This is a genomic window from Cystobacter fuscus (assembly GCF_044360685.1).
GTDB lineage: Bacteria > Myxococcota > Myxococcia > Myxococcales > Myxococcaceae > Cystobacter > Cystobacter fuscus_C.
On record NZ_CP043491.1, the window covers coordinates 1153987 to 1168402 of the forward strand.

Annotated in this window: 10 protein-coding genes; 8 read left to right on the plus strand and 2 right to left on the minus strand. The window is 70.6% G+C overall.

All coding sequences use genetic code 11. The features are described 5' to 3' along the window. Positions 1 to 9: 9 nt before the first annotated feature. Positions 10 to 3714 carry a DUF4132 domain-containing protein gene (locus F0U63_RS04810; RefSeq protein ID WP_395844166.1) on the minus strand — a complete coding sequence of 1235 codons (3705 nt, stop codon included), beginning with the start codon at positions 3712 to 3714 and terminating at the stop codon, positions 10 to 12. A gap of 182 nt (positions 3715 to 3896) precedes the next feature. On the opposite strand from F0U63_RS04810, the gene F0U63_RS04815 reads away from it, so the two are divergent. From F0U63_RS04815 to F0U63_RS04850, 8 genes are all read left to right on the plus strand, one after another. Next, positions 3897 to 4361 carry a hypothetical protein gene (locus F0U63_RS04815; protein ID WP_395844168.1) on the plus strand — a complete coding sequence of 155 codons (465 nt, stop codon included), beginning with the start codon at positions 3897 to 3899 and terminating at the stop codon, positions 4359 to 4361. Between the two features lie 159 nt (positions 4362 to 4520). Beyond that, positions 4521 to 4946 carry a hypothetical protein gene (locus F0U63_RS04820; protein WP_395844170.1) on the plus strand — a complete coding sequence of 142 codons (426 nt, stop codon included), beginning with the start codon at positions 4521 to 4523 and terminating at the stop codon, positions 4944 to 4946. Positions 4947 to 5128: 182 nt separating this feature from the next. After that, complete coding sequence (ung, locus tag F0U63_RS04825) at positions 5129 to 5812, plus strand: uracil-DNA glycosylase (protein ID WP_395844172.1); 684 nt, start codon at positions 5129 to 5131, stop codon at positions 5810 to 5812. A 52-nt stretch (positions 5813 to 5864) separates the two neighbouring features. Next, positions 5865 to 6680 carry a tetratricopeptide repeat protein gene (locus F0U63_RS04830; protein WP_395844174.1) on the plus strand — a complete coding sequence of 272 codons (816 nt, stop codon included), beginning with the start codon at positions 5865 to 5867 and terminating at the stop codon, positions 6678 to 6680. Between the two features lie 78 nt (positions 6681 to 6758). Then, positions 6759 to 7211, plus strand: coding sequence for an energy transducer TonB (locus F0U63_RS04835; protein ID WP_395844176.1), 453 nt, complete (start codon positions 6759 to 6761; stop codon positions 7209 to 7211). A gap of 56 nt (positions 7212 to 7267) precedes the next feature. Further along, positions 7268 to 8422: a hypothetical protein gene (locus F0U63_RS04840; RefSeq protein WP_395844178.1), complete on the plus strand. Its 1155-nt coding sequence runs from the start codon at positions 7268 to 7270 to the stop codon at positions 8420 to 8422. Positions 8423 to 8582: 160 nt separating this feature from the next. Continuing rightward, positions 8583 to 11348 carry a DNA gyrase subunit A gene (gene gyrA, locus F0U63_RS04845; RefSeq protein ID WP_395844180.1) on the plus strand — a complete coding sequence of 922 codons (2766 nt, stop codon included), beginning with the start codon at positions 8583 to 8585 and terminating at the stop codon, positions 11346 to 11348. Positions 11349 to 11488: 140 nt separating this feature from the next. Then, positions 11489 to 11761 (plus strand): YkvA family protein, encoded by a 273-nt coding sequence (locus F0U63_RS04850; protein WP_395844182.1) that lies wholly within the window; start codon positions 11489 to 11491, stop codon positions 11759 to 11761. Positions 11762 to 11790: 29 nt separating this feature from the next. Here F0U63_RS04850 and F0U63_RS04855 read toward each other — a convergent pair whose 3' ends face one another. Beyond that, positions 11791 to 14412 (minus strand): VIT domain-containing protein, encoded by a 2622-nt coding sequence (locus tag F0U63_RS04855; RefSeq protein WP_395844184.1) that lies wholly within the window; start codon positions 14410 to 14412, stop codon positions 11791 to 11793. Positions 14413 to 14416: the final 4 nt, after the last annotated feature.

The following is a 14416-nucleotide window of genomic DNA, read 5'->3' on the forward strand; positions in this document are numbered from 1 at the left end:
TCGTCGTCCTCACGCGGGCCGCAGGCCCTCGAGGTCCCTCACCAGCTCGGAAAAGAGGATGGCATCCAGCGAGCCCCAGGCCTGGATGCTTTCGTTGTGCCAGGTGTGGGCCCGGCACACCGTCACCTCGCCGAGCGTCTGCTCGGGAGAGTCGGCGAGGGAGCCCGTGTAGAGGCCGGGATCGAGATCGAGCTCGGCCACGCGGTCGTCCCCCAGCGGCTTCTCCATCCAGCCCGCGACGCCGCCGTCCAGGGGGGGCCCGCGCCGCCAGCCCCGCGCCTCCAGGCCCAGCACCTTGCCCGTGGGCAGCTTGAGGCCCTTCACCCGCGCGAGCTTCGTGGCCTCGCGCTCCGCCGGCTCCAGCGCGAAGGTGGAGCGGCCGAGCTGCGCGAAGGGTTGCAGCAGTTGGTAGTCGGCGAGGATCTGCCCCCACGCGCCCGCCGTCTTGCCGTCCAGCTCCAGGGCATGGGGCAGACCCACGAGGGTGTCCTCGGGAAGCGTCCAGGTGTCCTCGTTCGGGTCGGCGAAGGTGCGGTCCTCGGCGACGCGGAAGGTGTCCTGGAGCGCACCCTCGGCCGAGTACGTGCCCCACACGAGGCGGCGCACCACGTGGATGAGCAGCGGGTGCTCGACGAAGAAGCGGCGGAACACCTCGGGGCTCCAGCGGCGCCGGGCGCACATGGCCAGCTCCAGGCGGAGGATCTGCGTGGTCGCGGCCGTCTTGGCGTCCTTCTTGAGCGCCTTCCACTGCTCCACCGCGGCGTTCGCCTTCTCCGCGTCATCCTTCTGGCCGGGCTTGGGCAGGTCCTTGAGCCGGGCGCCGGAGGCGTCCTTGACGAAGGGCTTGAGCTGCTCGTCGAAGCCCACGGTGAAGGTGCGCCCGCCGAAGTCCAGGGTGAGCGAGCCGCTCTCGTCCAGGCCGAGGTCGGGCACGAGCCGGTCGGCCAGCTCCTGGCGGGTGAGGCCGCGCGCCTCGGCGATCTGCTCGATCTTCTCCTGGGCCTTCTGCTGCAGGCCCTTGAACTTCACCTTCTCGGCGATGCCGTTGAGATAGATGAGGGTGACGTCGGTGCCGATGGCGGCCAGCACGTCGAGCCCCATGACGGCGCGGGCGTGAGCGGCCTCGCCGGGCCACACGCGGATGAGCGGGGCGAGCTTGCGCGCGGTGTCGTCATCGCCGAGCAGGCCGAGCGCCTGGAAGGCCCAGGACTCCTTGCTCGGAGCACCCACCGCCATCCAGGACTCGAAGAGGCCCCAGGCGAAGCGGGCGAGGCTGGCGGGGTCGCATGCGGCCTTCACCTGCTCCAGGCCCGCGTAGGGCGCATCCAGGGAGGAGAAGGCGAGCAGGGTCGCGAGTTCCCGGACGGCCGCGGGGGGCAGCTTCGCGGAGCGGTCCCGGAGCAGGGGCCGGGGCAGCCCGTCGAGGCCGAGCGTCTCGGGCAGGGCGGGGAGTTTCGAGGGAAAGAGGTTGATGGGATCGAAGGCGAGCACGCGCCGCACGGCCTCGAGGACCTGGGGGGACGCGCGGCCGGCCACGTCGAGGACGGTGGCTTCCTGTCCGTTGGAGGCGAGCATGAGCAGGGCGGCGCAGGCGGCGTCCTTGGCCTTGCCGGGCTTGCCGAGCGCGGGGACGAGGAGTCCGGCGGTGGCGTGCGCGGGGTGGCGCAGGAGCCACGCGCGGGCGGTGGGGCGGGCCTTCTTGGTGCGGTGGAAGGCCTCGGCCACCTGGGGCGCGAGCCGGGTCACGGCATAGGGCGCGAGCAGGGCGTAGGTGTCGGCGCCGTGCGTGGTGACGATGTCGACGAGGGTTGGGAGCACGGCGAGCCCCAGGCGGGCGATGATGGGGTGGAGCCATTCCTCGGTGTACCGGCGGGGCTCGAGCTTGCCGAGGAACTTGAGGGCGAGTGCTTCCGGAGCGTAGGCGAAGAAACGAATGTCCATCTGCTCGGGCATCCAGGCGGGGTCCACCTTTCCGCTCAGCAGTTCCTGCTCTCGCACCGTGCTGCCGTAGGGCTTGTACTCCCAGCCCTTGCGCCGGGCCCATTCCTCCTGTTCGCCCTCGCGCCACACGAGCGCATCGGGGAGTGCCGGGGGCACCACGCCGTCGAGCACGGGGAGCGCCTCGGGCTTCTGGCTCGAGCGCCAGGGGGGAGTCGCGAGGACGGGGGGGAGCTGCTCGGGGGTCGCGTCGGGGACATCGGGGCCGGCCTGGGCCTGGAGGCGGGCCACCACCTCGCGCGCCTCGTCGGACAGGAGGGGGAGGGCGGCCCGGACGGCGGCGGACTCGCGGCGCAGCAGGTGGCCGAGGATGGAGCGGGCCTGATCGCCCTCCTTGCCCCGGAGGGCGGCCCGGGGGCTGATCAGCCGCAGTGCACGGTGGGGCCAGCGCGCGGTCGCCTCGATGAGGAACGGGAGGGCCTCCTTCTCGGCGTCGAGCAGCAGTTGCATCGCCTCATCCGCGTTGACGCTCGCGGTGATCTCAGCCCAGGTCCGCACCGCTTCGGCTCCCATGAGCTTGGGCTGGAGTTCACGCAGGAGCGCGAGGCCGTGCACCCCCATGCCATCGAGCAGCGAGGCCAGGTGGCCATTGGGCTCGCGCAGCAGATTCCAGACGTCCACGTGGGGGATGAGTGGGGCGAGCGTGTCGGGCTCCGAGACGCTGCTCAGGATGAAGGGGAAGCCCGGCTCCTGGGCCGCGACGAACTCCTCGGCCTGGGCGCGCACCCAGGCGGTCTCCGTGGGGAAGAGGAAGGCGGAGGCGGCGCGGCGCGTCTCGGAGTCGCGCAGGAGGGCGGCGGCGTCGCGAGCGGCCTGGTAGCCCGCGTCATCCGTCTGGGTGGCGAGCAGGGCCCGCAGGCGGGGCAGGCCGCGCAGGTGGCCGCGCGACAGCAGGTTGTAGTGCAGGTGGTGGGGGTTGGTGTTCACGCCCCGCCGGGCATGGAGCGCCTTGTCTCCCGCCAGATACAGGTCGAGGGACAGGAGCATGGCGCGCGTGGCGTGAACGGGCCCGCCCAGGGCGAAGAGCAGCTCGATGATGGGCTCGTGGCGGGGGACCTTGTTCCAGGACTCCTGGTACTGCAGGAAGATGACCAGGACGGCGTCCTCCTCGGGCGTGCCGAGGGAGGGCTCGGGGCGGCTGATGCGCTCGGCGACGGCGCGGAGCTCGGCGGTGAGATTGTTCGCGTGAGGGTCCTCGGGGATGAGCCCGGGGGGGACGCGCTCGAGGAAGTCCTCGCGCACCAGGGCCCAGGACTTCTTCACCGGCGGGAGCGGACGCACTGGCGTGGCGACGCCACCCCGGCGGGGATGCACGCGGCGCAGGAGCGACTCGGTCCAGGCGATGGGGGCATCCGGGTCGGAGGGGGGCGCGGTCGGGGCGGGCGCCTCGGGAGGGATGACAGGCGCCTCGGGGGCCTCGGCGACGGGCGGGGGCGCGATGGCCTTGGCCTTCCTGGCGGGCGCGGGTGAAGGCGGGCTCGCGGGAGGCGGTGCCTCGGCGCTGGCGGTGCCGCCCACCTCCGCGTAGCCCTTCTTCTGCTTCTCGGCGATGAGCTTGTCCTGCTCGGCCTGGGCCTTCTCGGCGGTGGGGAAGGACTTCTGTTGGCTCTGCCCGCTCGTGCCGATGCGGCCCCAGCGCACGGTGAAGCCGGTGTCCTGTGCCTCAATCTCCCAGAACTTCCTCGACGAGCCCTCGACCAATTCGAAGCGACGCATTGCAGTCTCCGCGCGAACCAAAACCGTAGCGCACCACCCCCACGGCGCGGATGGACAAGGGTTGCCTTTTTGCAATCCGGGGGGCGACTGGGCTAGCAATACGGCCCTCCGCCCGGGCCTGGACGTGGCGATTCACGCTCGACCCTGCTCTGGCCTTCATTCCCTCTGGAGAGCACCTCGTTATGTCCGAAGAGAAGAGCAAGCCCGAAGGCAAGAAGCTGCGGCGCCCCATCGACGACGTTCGCGACGAGCTGTTGAAGGATCCGGATGTGAAGGAGCAGGCCAGCCTGCTCAAGATCCCGGTGGAGCAGTACGTGGAGAAGATCCTCGACTACGCCTCCCATCCGGAGAAGCCGCCCGCGATCATGATCGTCCCGGACGAGGCGCTCAAGAAGGAGGACCCCAGCATTCCGACCGTCGCCGAGGTCGAGAACCACCTGCAGAAGATGGTCAAGGGAGAGATCCCCATCATCCCCGGCCAGACGCAGGATGGCTTCAGCAAGGGCCCCACGCCGTCGCAGTACGGGCGGACGCTCGGCGCCGAGGAGTCCGTCCCCTACAAGGTTCCCCCGAAGAGCGATGCCGCTTCCAAGGAACTGTCTCAGGAATTGGAACTCCAGCGCCCGAAACCCAAGTTCAAGCCCTGAGTTCCTCGCGGGAGCGCGCCCATCCCCTTGATCTCCCAGGCATTTTCAAAAAAGGCGAAATTCTCGGGGGATCAGGAAACAAATAATCGGGGCGTGCGAGAATCCTTTTGTCAGTAGCACTTACGGCCGCCGCGGCGGCCCCTCGAAAAGGATTTCATCATGGGTTTCCTCGGCGGAATCGGTAAGGCCCTCGGCAAGGTTGCTAGCTTCGCGGCTCCCATCGTCTCCATGGTCAACCCGCTGGCGGGCGCGGCCCTGAGCTTCGCGGGCAACCTCGCGAGCGGCAAGAGCCTGACGCAGTCGCTGTTCAGCGCGGCCTCCAGCTTCATCCCCGGAGGTGGTGGTGGAGCAGGAGTGTTCGGCAACCTCCTGGGCAAGTTCGGCGGGGCCGCGGGCTTCCTGGACGGCGCGGGTGGCAACAGCATCCTGAGCGCCGCGCTCAACCTGGCCACCGGCAAGAAGGGCGTGACGGACGTGCTGGGCCAGCTCGCCGGCAACTTCGCGCAGAAGGGCCTGAGCCAGCTCGGCCTGAACAACGCGACGGAGCTCGCCGCCCAGCGCATGGCCCAGATGCTGCTGCAGTAATCCAGAGCGCTAGCCACTCGCACTCGCGGGCCCGGGAGGATATCCTCTCCGGGCCCGTCGTGTTTTCGGCCCCTCCCGGGGCGCCGAGGGTCCTCCACCCGACTTTTCAGGCACTCTGGCGCGAGCTGACCGCGTGAGTCAGGTAGAGGAGGGCTCATCGACACGCGAGTCGTGGAGGCACGATGAATTCGTTGAAGAACCTGCTCCCGGAAGAGTGGCGCGAGGCGCTGCGGGACGTCCTGGCGAGCCCGGGGTTTCAGCAACTGGAGGCGTTCGTGGCGCAGGAGCGCCGACGGCACACGGTGTATCCGCCCGAGGAGGATTTGTTCTCGGCCTTCCGGTTGACGCCGTACGGCCAGGTGAAGGTCCTCATCCTCGGGCAGGATCCGTATCACGGGGCGGGACAGGCGCATGGGCTGGCCTTCTCGGTGCGGCCGGGCGTCAAACCCCCGCCCTCGTTGGTGAACATCTTCAAGGAGCTCCAGTCGGACCTGGGGCTGCCCCGGCCGAAGGACGGCTCGCTGGTGCCCTGGGCCGAGCGGGGCGTGTTTCTGCTCAACGCGGTGCTGACGGTGCGCGAGGCCGAGCCCAACTCCCATGCGGGACACGGCTGGGAGGCCTTCACGGACGCGGTCATCCGGGCGGTGAACGAGCAGCCGGAGCCGGTCGTGTTCGTGCTGTGGGGCAGCTATGCCCAGAAGAAGCAGGTGCTCATCGACGAGCGGCGGCATGCGGTGCTCAAGGGCCCGCACCCCTCGCCGTTGTCGGCCAGTCGGGGCTTCTTCGGCAGCAAGCCCTTCAGCCACGCCAACGCGGAGCTGGAGAAGCGCGGGCGCGCGCCCGTGGATTGGCGGCTGCCTGGGTGAGGGGCGCCCCCCGCGAGCGCGTTGCCTCGCGACTGGTTAGAGTCCCGTCACCATGGCGAAGACCTCACCCCGCAAGGCCCCGGCGAGCCCGAAGAAGGCCGTCGCGGCTCCGAAGAAGAGCGCCGCTGCCGCGAAGAAGCGCCCCTCGTCCGTGAAGAAGCCGGTGGCCCCGGCGCGGCCGTCCGCCGCGAAGAAGAAGGCCCCGGCTCCGGTGCCGCCTCCCGTTCCGGTGGACGTGCTTCCCCCCGCCTCCTCCTTCACCGAGCTCGTGGCCGAGCCCGTGGCCGAGTCCGAGCAGAAGGCCCTGCCCGCGGGCGAGCCCGTGGGAGGCGCCGCGTTCCCCTTCGAGATCGATCCCAAGCGCATCGAGGAGGGGTTGAACAAGCTGCGCGGGGAGGTCATCCACTGGGCGAACAAGGGCCGCTACACCAAGGTGCGCTTCAAGTTCCGCGGCAAGCAACTGCTGCCGGACCTGCCCATCGCCGCCGTGGCCGCCGCCGAGGGGCTCACCTTCTACTGGGGCGGCATCCTGCGCGCGCTCATCGTCACCGTGGCCGGGGGCAGCCTGCTCCAGGTGGAACTCGTCAACGACGCGGACAAGCGCGTGCAGGCCGGCAAGGAGGCCCTGCTCGCCGGAGACCTGGACGAGGCCCTCGCCGCCTTCCGCGAGGCGCTCGCCATGGACCGGGACAACGGCGGCGCGCACCTCAACGTGGGCGTGGCCCTCAAGCTGAAGGGAGATCGCGAGGCCGCGCTCGCCGCCTTCGAGCGCGCCAAGGCGTTGGATCCCGAGGGCCCCCTGGGAGCGGAGGCCGAGCGGCTCGCCGCCCCACTGCGGCCCAAGGACACCGCCGCCCGGACGGCGTGACCGAAGCGGGTGGGCGTGACCCGCTCCGCCCATGACAATATCGGCGGGAAGTGGCCGGTCACCCGGCAGGGAGGGTGGATGTTCCAGGTTTCCTCGAGGCTTCTGGTGGGCGTGCTCGCCCTTGTGCTGGGCCTGCCGAGCAGGGCGGAAGAGCCCTCCCTGGCGGACGACGGCGTTTCCGAGGAACAGATGAGCAGGGCGGAAGAGCCCTCCCTGGCGGACGACGGCGTTTCCGAGGAATGGACGCACTGCTCGTTCGACAGACCGACCTCGCTGGAGCTGCTCTCCGGCGATCCAGTCCGCTACACGCCCGAGGCCATCGCGGCCCGCGTGGAGGGGCTGGCCATCGCCCGGTGCACCATCACCCAGGAGGGCAGGGTCGAGCACTGCCGCATCATCAAGAGCCTGCCGCACCTGGACGAGGCCATCATCCGGGCGCTGGAGAGCCGCCGCTACCGCCCGGTGCTCTGGGACGGCAAGCCCCTCCGTTTGTCCAACTTCGCCCTCAATGTGTGGCTCAAGCTTCCCTGATGACCCCCACGTCCGGGGCCCGCTCGTCGCCTCGGTCCGGAGGTATACTCCTCTCCATGGCAGCGCCCATCGACGACGAATTCCAGGTCCGTCTGGAGGGCCAGTCCGCGCTGCTCGCGCCCGCCCGGGAGCGCTACTACCGGCTGGTGCTCGCGCTGGCCGAGTCCCGGTGGCAGGAGCGCCTGCGGCAGGAGCTGCCCCTCTTGCGCGAGGTGCGGGCCCATCAGGACGCGCTGGACGCCCTGCTCGGCCCCGCGCTGCGCCGCGCCCAGGCCGAGAACTGGCCCACGAGCCAACCGACCGTGCGAACCTTGTGGGAGGTGCACTCGCTGCGCGAGCAGCTCGCCCGGGACGTGGCGCGCAAGCTCGGGCGTAGCGCCCAGGAGCCGCTGGGCGGCCTGATGAGCGCGCTGGAGGATTGGCTCGTCACCCTGCCCCGCGAGGTGCCCGCCCACCTGCGCGAGCAGACCGCGGCGGAGCTGTTGCCGGACTCGCTGCCCGCGCTGCGCGAGGCCGTGCTGTTCGCCGCCCGCCTCGAGCCGCTCTTCGCGCACCCGGTGCTGCTCTCCGGGAGGCTGCCCTTCTCGAGCCGGCAGCGCGAGGAGCTGTCCCTGGGGTGGGCCCGGGGCGAGGCGGCGCTGGCCGCGCTCTGGCGCCGCCTGTCCGGGGTGGACGCGCGGGGTTTCATGGTGGCGGAGCTGCGCGAGCGGGCCGCCCTCGCGCCGCGTCGCCCGCCGGGCACCGGCCCCGAGCGTCTGCTTCACGCGGAGTACTGGTACCAGGAGGCCCGGAGTCGGCTGCTGCACATGGCGCGGCTGCGGCTCGCCCCGCTCGAGCCCGATCCAGCCGAGTGTCTGGCGGTGATGTGGTGGCTCTTCGAGCGGGAATACGCGCCCCACGTGCGCCTGCACGCCCCTGGGGTGTTGGAGGATGCCCGGGCGGCGCTGTTCGAGGTGGCCTACGAACTCTGGGACGCGCAGCGGCCGGATATTCCCGAGGACGAGCGCTGGACGCCCGCGCGCTGGGCCCGGTTGGACAAGCTCGCCGGGCAGGCGGATGAAGGCCGTCATGGCCCGGACGGCGAGCGTGTGTGCGAGGCACTCCGGGAGTTGATCCAACGACATGGAATGGGCACGCGGGTGTCGCGCGGATGGTGGGCGCCCTCGCGTCTGACCCAGCTGGTACAACAGGTTCGCGAGGTCCTGGGTTGAGTTCACTGCCCCCCAACCGGGCGGGCTCCGGGTCCTCTTTCTGGCTCCCCTTCACACCCCGGGCATCAGCATTGTTGACGCTGGAAAATCCGGGGGTTACGTACACCCAATCCCTCGGAGAGGCCCCCTCGGGCGGGCCTTTCCCCTGACCCACGAATTCATGGCCGACGACACCACCGACAAGCCGGCAACGCCCCCCGCGCCTCCTTCGGGCGCCGTGGGAGAACTCATCCAAGTCAACATCGAAGACGAGATGCGCCGCTCGTATCTCGACTACTCGATGTCCGTCATCATCGGGCGCGCCTTGCCCGACGTGCGTGACGGCCTCAAGCCCGTGCATCGCCGCGTGCTCTACGCGATGAACGACCTGGGCAACCTCCACAACCGCGCCTACAAGAAGAGCGCGCGCGTGGTGGGCGACGTCATCGGTAAGTACCACCCCCACGGTGACTCCTCCGTCTACGACGCCATGGTGCGGCTCGCGCAGGAGTGGTCCCTGCGCTACCTGCTCGTGGACGGCCAGGGCAACTTCGGCTCGGTGGACGGCGATTCCCCCGCCGCCATGCGCTACACCGAAGTGCGCATGGAGCGGCTGGCCGAGGAGATGCTCGCCGACATCGAGAAGGAGACCATCGACTTCGGTCCCAACTACGACGACTCGCTGCTCGAGCCGCTCGTCCTCCCCACCAAGTTCCCCAACCTCCTGGTCAACGGCAGCTCCGGCATCGCCGTGGGTATGACCACCAACGTGCCGCCCCACAACATGGGCGAGGTCATCGACGGCACGCTGCACCTCATCGATCACCCCACCGCCACCGTCCGCGACTTGATGCAGTTCATCACCGGTCCGGACTTCCCCACCGCCGGCATCATCACCGGCCGCGAGGGCATCGTCCGCGCCTACGAGACGGGCCGCGGGCAGATCACCATCCGGGCGCGCACGGAGATCGAAACCTCCAAGAAGGGCGACCGCGAGAGCATCATCGTCACGGAAATCCCCTACCAGGTGAACAAGGCGCGGCTCATCGAGAAGATCGCCGACCTGGTGCGAGACAAGAAGCTCGAGGGCATCAGCGACATCCGCGACGAGAGCGACCGCCAGGGCATGCGCATCGTGGTGGAGCTCAAGCGCGATGCCATCTCCGGGGTGGTGCTCAACAACCTGTTCGCCAACACCCCCATGGAGACCACCTTCGGCGCGGTGATGCTCGCCATCGACGGCGGCCAGCCGCGCACGCTCACCCTCAAGGAGCTGCTCGACCGGTTCATCTCCCACCGCCGCGACGTGGTGACACGCCGCAGCCGCTTCGAGCTGCGCAAGGCGCGCGCCCGCCGCCACATCGTCGAGGGCCTGCTCGTCGCGCAGGATCTCATCGACCTGGTGGTGAGCCTCATCCGCGCCTCGAGGGATCCGGACGAGGCGCGCTGGGGCCTCATGCACATCCTGTCTCCCGAGCTCTACGAGCAGGAGCGCTTCAAGAACCTGCAGCGCATCGACTACGCGCAGGCCAAGGCGCAGATGGCGCTGCTCGAGTCGCGCGCGCGCGCCGAGGAGCCCAACTACTCGGGCCTGGAGCACCGCTACGAGGGCGCCGGCTTCAGCGAGGATCAGGCCAAGAACATCCTCGAGATGCGCCTGCAGCGGCTCACCGGCCTGCAGCGCGAGGAGCTGTTCCGCGAGCTGGTGGACCTGGTGCGCGAAATCCTCCGCCTGGAGGACATCCTCGCCCACGAGACGAGCCTGCTCAACGTCATCAAGACGGAGCTCAAGGAGATCCGCGAGCGCTACAGCGACAAGCGGCGCACGGAAATCACCGGCGCGGTGGAGGAGATCACCAGCGAGGACCTCATCGCCGAGGAGACCATGGTGGTGACGCTCTCGCACACCGGCTACGTGAAGCGCTCGCCGCTGTCGGAGTACCGGGCGCAGAAGCGCGGTGGGCGCGGCAAGACGGGGGCCACGACGAAGGAGGACGATTTCGTCACCGACATGTTCGTGGCGAGCACCCACGCCTTCCTCATGCCCATCACCAACAAGGGCCGGCTCTACTCGCTCAAGGTGCACGAGCTGCCGCTCGCCGGCCGCACCTCGCGCGGCAAGGCCATGGTGAACCTGGTGCAGTTCGGCGAGGGCGAGCGGCTCGCCCAGGTGCTGGTGACGCGCGAGTTCGGTGAGAACCAGTTCGTCTTCTTCGTGACGAAGAAGGGCGTCGTCAAACGCACGGACCTGTCGGCGTTCGCCAACGTGCGCTCCAGCGGCATCATCGCGCTGGGCATCGACGAGGGCGACGAGCTCGTCGCGGTGAAGATCACCGACGGCTCCAAGGACATCCTCCTGTCCACCGCGCTCGGCATGAGCATCCGCTTCCCCGAGCAGGAAGTGCGCTCCATGGGCCGCCAGGCCTACGGCGTGAAGGGCATCACCCTGGAGGAGGGCGACGAGGTGGTGGGCGCCGACGTGGTGGAGAAGGACACCACCATCCTCACGGTGACGGAGAACGGCTACGGCAAGCGCACCCAGGAGGCCGAGTACCGGCAGCAGGGCCGTGGCGGCAAGGGCATCATCGATATCAAGACCACCGAGCGCAACGGCAAGGTGGTGGGCCTCGTGCCGGTGACGGACAAGGACGAGGTGATGCTGGTGACCAACGGCGGCATGCTCATCCGCATGAAGGCCAAGGAAATCTCCGTCATCGGCCGCAACACGCAGGGCGTGCGGCTCATCGCCCTGGAGAGCGCCGAGGAGAAGGTGACGGGCATCTCCAAGCTGCCCGAGTCCGAGGAGGACGAGGGCGAGACGGTCGAGGCGCTGGCGAGCGAGTCCGCGGCCGCCGGCAAGTCCGAGCCGTCGTCCGAGGCCGCCGAGCCGTCCGAGGCCGCCGAGGGCTCCGAGTCGCCCGAGGGCTCCGAGCCCGAGCAGGGCTGAGGCCGCGCGCTGAGGTGTGAAGGAAGGTGAGGGCGGGCTGCTCGGTGCACGAGCGGCCCGCCCTTCCTACGACCGGGCCTCGCAATGATTTCACGCCCCTTTTCGTAAGCAGGGACATGAACATCGCCGGTCTTCGAGTCATGGGAACGCGGTTCTTCCGTTACGTGCGAGATCCTCGCGTGCCGCAGTGGCGGCGGCTGATGGGACTGTTCGCCGTGGCCTACTTCCTCTTCCCCGTGGATGTGGTGCCGGACTTCCTGCCCCTGCTGGGCTGGCTGGACGACCTTGGCGTGCTGGCCGGGGTGGCCTGGTTCATGAAGCGGGAGCTGGAGAACTACCGGCCCGAGCCCATGGGGTGGCCGACGCCGGTGGACGCGCCTCGCACCGGCAGGTCTCCGCTCGGCGAGCGCTGAAAGGCCCCGCCCTGTCGCGGGGCAGGACGTCAGCGCGTGGCCAGGGTGTCCACGTGCTGGCGCAGCTTCCCCTCGTCCTCCAACCGGGCGCTGAGCCCCGCGAGCGGCCGTGCCGCCTGGGAGATGCGTCCCCGGGTGCGCGGGCCCACGGACACGAGCCACGCCACGCCCAGGGCGAGCTCGGCCACCTCGGGGGCCTGGCCCAGGGAGGGCATCAGCGCGAGCAGGGCCTCCACGGCTTTCTTCACCTGGCCGCCATGGAGCGCATGGCCGCTGGTGATGCCCTGGCGCAGCAACTCCAGCAGGGCGAGCGCGGTGGCACGGGCCTGACGCACGGGCTCGCTCCCCGGGCCGGTGCCCGCCCACAACCCACTGGCGAGCTGCTGGCCGAGCAGATCCACTCGGGCCTCCCGGGACGTGGCCCCGTCCGTGGCCCCCTCGTCGTCCAGCGCCATGTCCGGCATGGACGGAGGGGAACGCAGTGCCTCCGGAGGGGAACTCAGTGCCTCCAGGAGGGAGGCGGCCGCATCCTCCACGCGCGCGAGCCTGGAGCCCGTCACCTCTTCCTCTCCGGGCGGGCCGTAGACCGCGCCACTCTGGCTCTTCTTCGCCGGGCCCTTGAGCAGGGGCTGGGGCGCGGGGGCACGCGGGGGCGGCGGCGCCGCCGCGGGAGGAGCCCCTGGGCGCAGTGGAGGCGCCGCCGCGGGAGGAGCCCCTGGGCGCAGTGGAGGCGCCGCCGCGGGAGCCGGGGCCGCGCGCATGCGGTCGACGGACGGGAGCGCGGAGGCGGTGATGGCCCGGCGCGGGGCGGGCTTGCTCAGCTCCTTCTTCGCCGTATCCCCGTCCGTGCCGAACATGGCCCAGCCGGCGGGGGCATGGACGGGGATGACGCGCGTCTCGGGTTGGCCCGAGGCCCGGCGCTCGCCCGTGCGCTCCTCCACCACGACGAAGGAGGTGTAGGGCGTCACGAGGCCGTGCGCGAGCGCGAGCTGGAGGATGCGCTCCTTGAGCGCCTCGGCCCGCCGGCCCACGAGCGCGGCGGCCTGCCACCCGCGGATGCGCTCGGCGGCCCACAACTTCTCCACCGCGGGCCGGTCGCTCGCCGCGGGGAGGTTCACGGCGATGGCGAGCGAGAAGGGCTCCGCCCCCGCGCGGCCCTTGAGCACCACCGTGCCCGTGCCCGGCGTGGTGTACCGGCCAAAGAGGCTCCAGGGGGTGCCATCCACGAGCGGAGGAAGCTCGGCGGGCGCCAGCTCCGTGGCCTCCACGCCCTCGAAGCGCACCTCCACGTCCGTGACACGCGGGGCGAGCGCCCGCGAGAACTGGGCCACCACCTTGTCGTCGATGCGCTCGCCGGGGTGGATGAACTCCACCGCGCCGCCCGTCTGCCGCGCCAGGTCCTTGAGCAGCGCGTCGCTCACGTTGGTGCCGATGCCGAAGGAGTAGACGCGCGCCGTCCGACGCGCGGCCAGCACCGCCTGGAGGATCTCCGACTCGTTGCCCACCTGCCCATCCGTGAGCAGCACCACCACACCCTCCGGCATGGCCTCCACCGCGGCGCGCAGGGGCTCGAGCAGCTCCGTGCCCCCGTGGGCACGCAGCGCCGCCACCCACCGGTCCGCCTGCTCCAGCGTCTTCTGGGTGAAGGGCACCGGCTGGGGCGAGAAGAGATGGAAGGCATTCTCGAAGGCGATGATGTTGAAGCGGTCCCCCTCGCGCAGGTGGCGCAGGCACAGCCGCAGCGCGCCCTGGGCCTGGGGCAGACTCTCCCCGTCCATGGAGCCCGAGGTGTCCACCACGAACACCACCTCCTGCCGCCGGGCCGCGCCGGCCATGCCCAGCAGGTCCGGCACCACGGTGAGGGCGAAGGTGCCCGGCGCGTCGCCCTGGCGGTGGGTGACGAGCGGCGTGAAGGCCGCGTCCGTGTCCGGGCCGCGGATGTTCAGCACGACATCCCGATCCAGCACCACGCCCGGCCGGGCGAGCGTCACGCGCGTGCCGCCCTCGGTGCGCGAGAGCTGGAGCGCGTGCGAGGGGCTCTCCACCACCACCTCGCGGCCCAGGGACACGAGCAGCTCGAGCGTGAGGCCATAGGGCGCGTCACCCACGGGAGGGGTGATGCGGTCCGCGTCGGGCACCCGGCTCGTCGGATCGGCCACGCCGTGCGAGGTGCGGTCTCCCGTGGGCGTGCCGGGGATGTAGCGGGGAGCGACGAGGGTGGGCAGCACCCAGCACAGGCTGCCCTCTTCCACCTGGAGCACCTGGAGGAACTCCACCTCCACGCGCGTCTCCTCCCCGGGCAGCAGGTTGCCCACCTGGGCGGTGAAGACGTTGGGGCGCTCCTGGTCGAGCAGCGCGGCGCCATGGCCGGCCGTCACCGCGTCGTCGTAGGTGTGGAAGGCCTTCTCCCGCTCCTGGAGCACGGCCTGGACGCGCCGCCCGGCGCACTCGAGCGAGAAGGCGCTGAGGGTGGCGTCCGAGGGCAGCGGAAAGACATACACGGCCTCGATGGGCCGCGGCTCGGTGTTGCGGTAGCGCTGGCACACGCGCACCCGGGCATGGCCTCCGAGCAGCTCTCCGGTGACGTCCACTCCCTGCAAGGCCACCTGGGTGCCGCCGCGCGTGTACAGCCCCGCTTTCTCGTCGTGCATGGCT

What these genes read in the sequence shown, in the direction of transcription:
- F0U63_RS04810 (WP_395844166.1), bottom strand. Translation starts at nt 3,714, where the DNA reads ATGCGTCGCTTCGAATTGGTCGAGGGCTCGTCGAGGAAGTTCTGGGAG.
- F0U63_RS04815 (WP_395844168.1), top strand. Translation starts at nt 3,897, where the DNA reads ATGTCCGAAGAGAAGAGCAAGCCCGAAGGCAAGAAGCTGCGGCGCCCC.
- F0U63_RS04820 (WP_395844170.1), top strand. Translation starts at nt 4,521, where the DNA reads ATGGGTTTCCTCGGCGGAATCGGTAAGGCCCTCGGCAAGGTTGCTAGC.
- ung (WP_395844172.1), top strand. Translation starts at nt 5,129, where the DNA reads ATGAATTCGTTGAAGAACCTGCTCCCGGAAGAGTGGCGCGAGGCGCTG.
- F0U63_RS04830 (WP_395844174.1), top strand. Translation starts at nt 5,865, where the DNA reads ATGGCGAAGACCTCACCCCGCAAGGCCCCGGCGAGCCCGAAGAAGGCC.
- F0U63_RS04835 (WP_395844176.1), top strand. Translation starts at nt 6,759, where the DNA reads ATGTTCCAGGTTTCCTCGAGGCTTCTGGTGGGCGTGCTCGCCCTTGTG.
- F0U63_RS04840 (WP_395844178.1), top strand. Translation starts at nt 7,268, where the DNA reads ATGGCAGCGCCCATCGACGACGAATTCCAGGTCCGTCTGGAGGGCCAG.
- gyrA (WP_395844180.1), top strand. Translation starts at nt 8,583, where the DNA reads ATGGCCGACGACACCACCGACAAGCCGGCAACGCCCCCCGCGCCTCCT.
- F0U63_RS04850 (WP_395844182.1), top strand. Translation starts at nt 11,489, where the DNA reads ATGGGAACGCGGTTCTTCCGTTACGTGCGAGATCCTCGCGTGCCGCAG.
- F0U63_RS04855 (WP_395844184.1), bottom strand. Translation starts at nt 14,412, where the DNA reads ATGCACGACGAGAAAGCGGGGCTGTACACGCGCGGCGGCACCCAGGTG.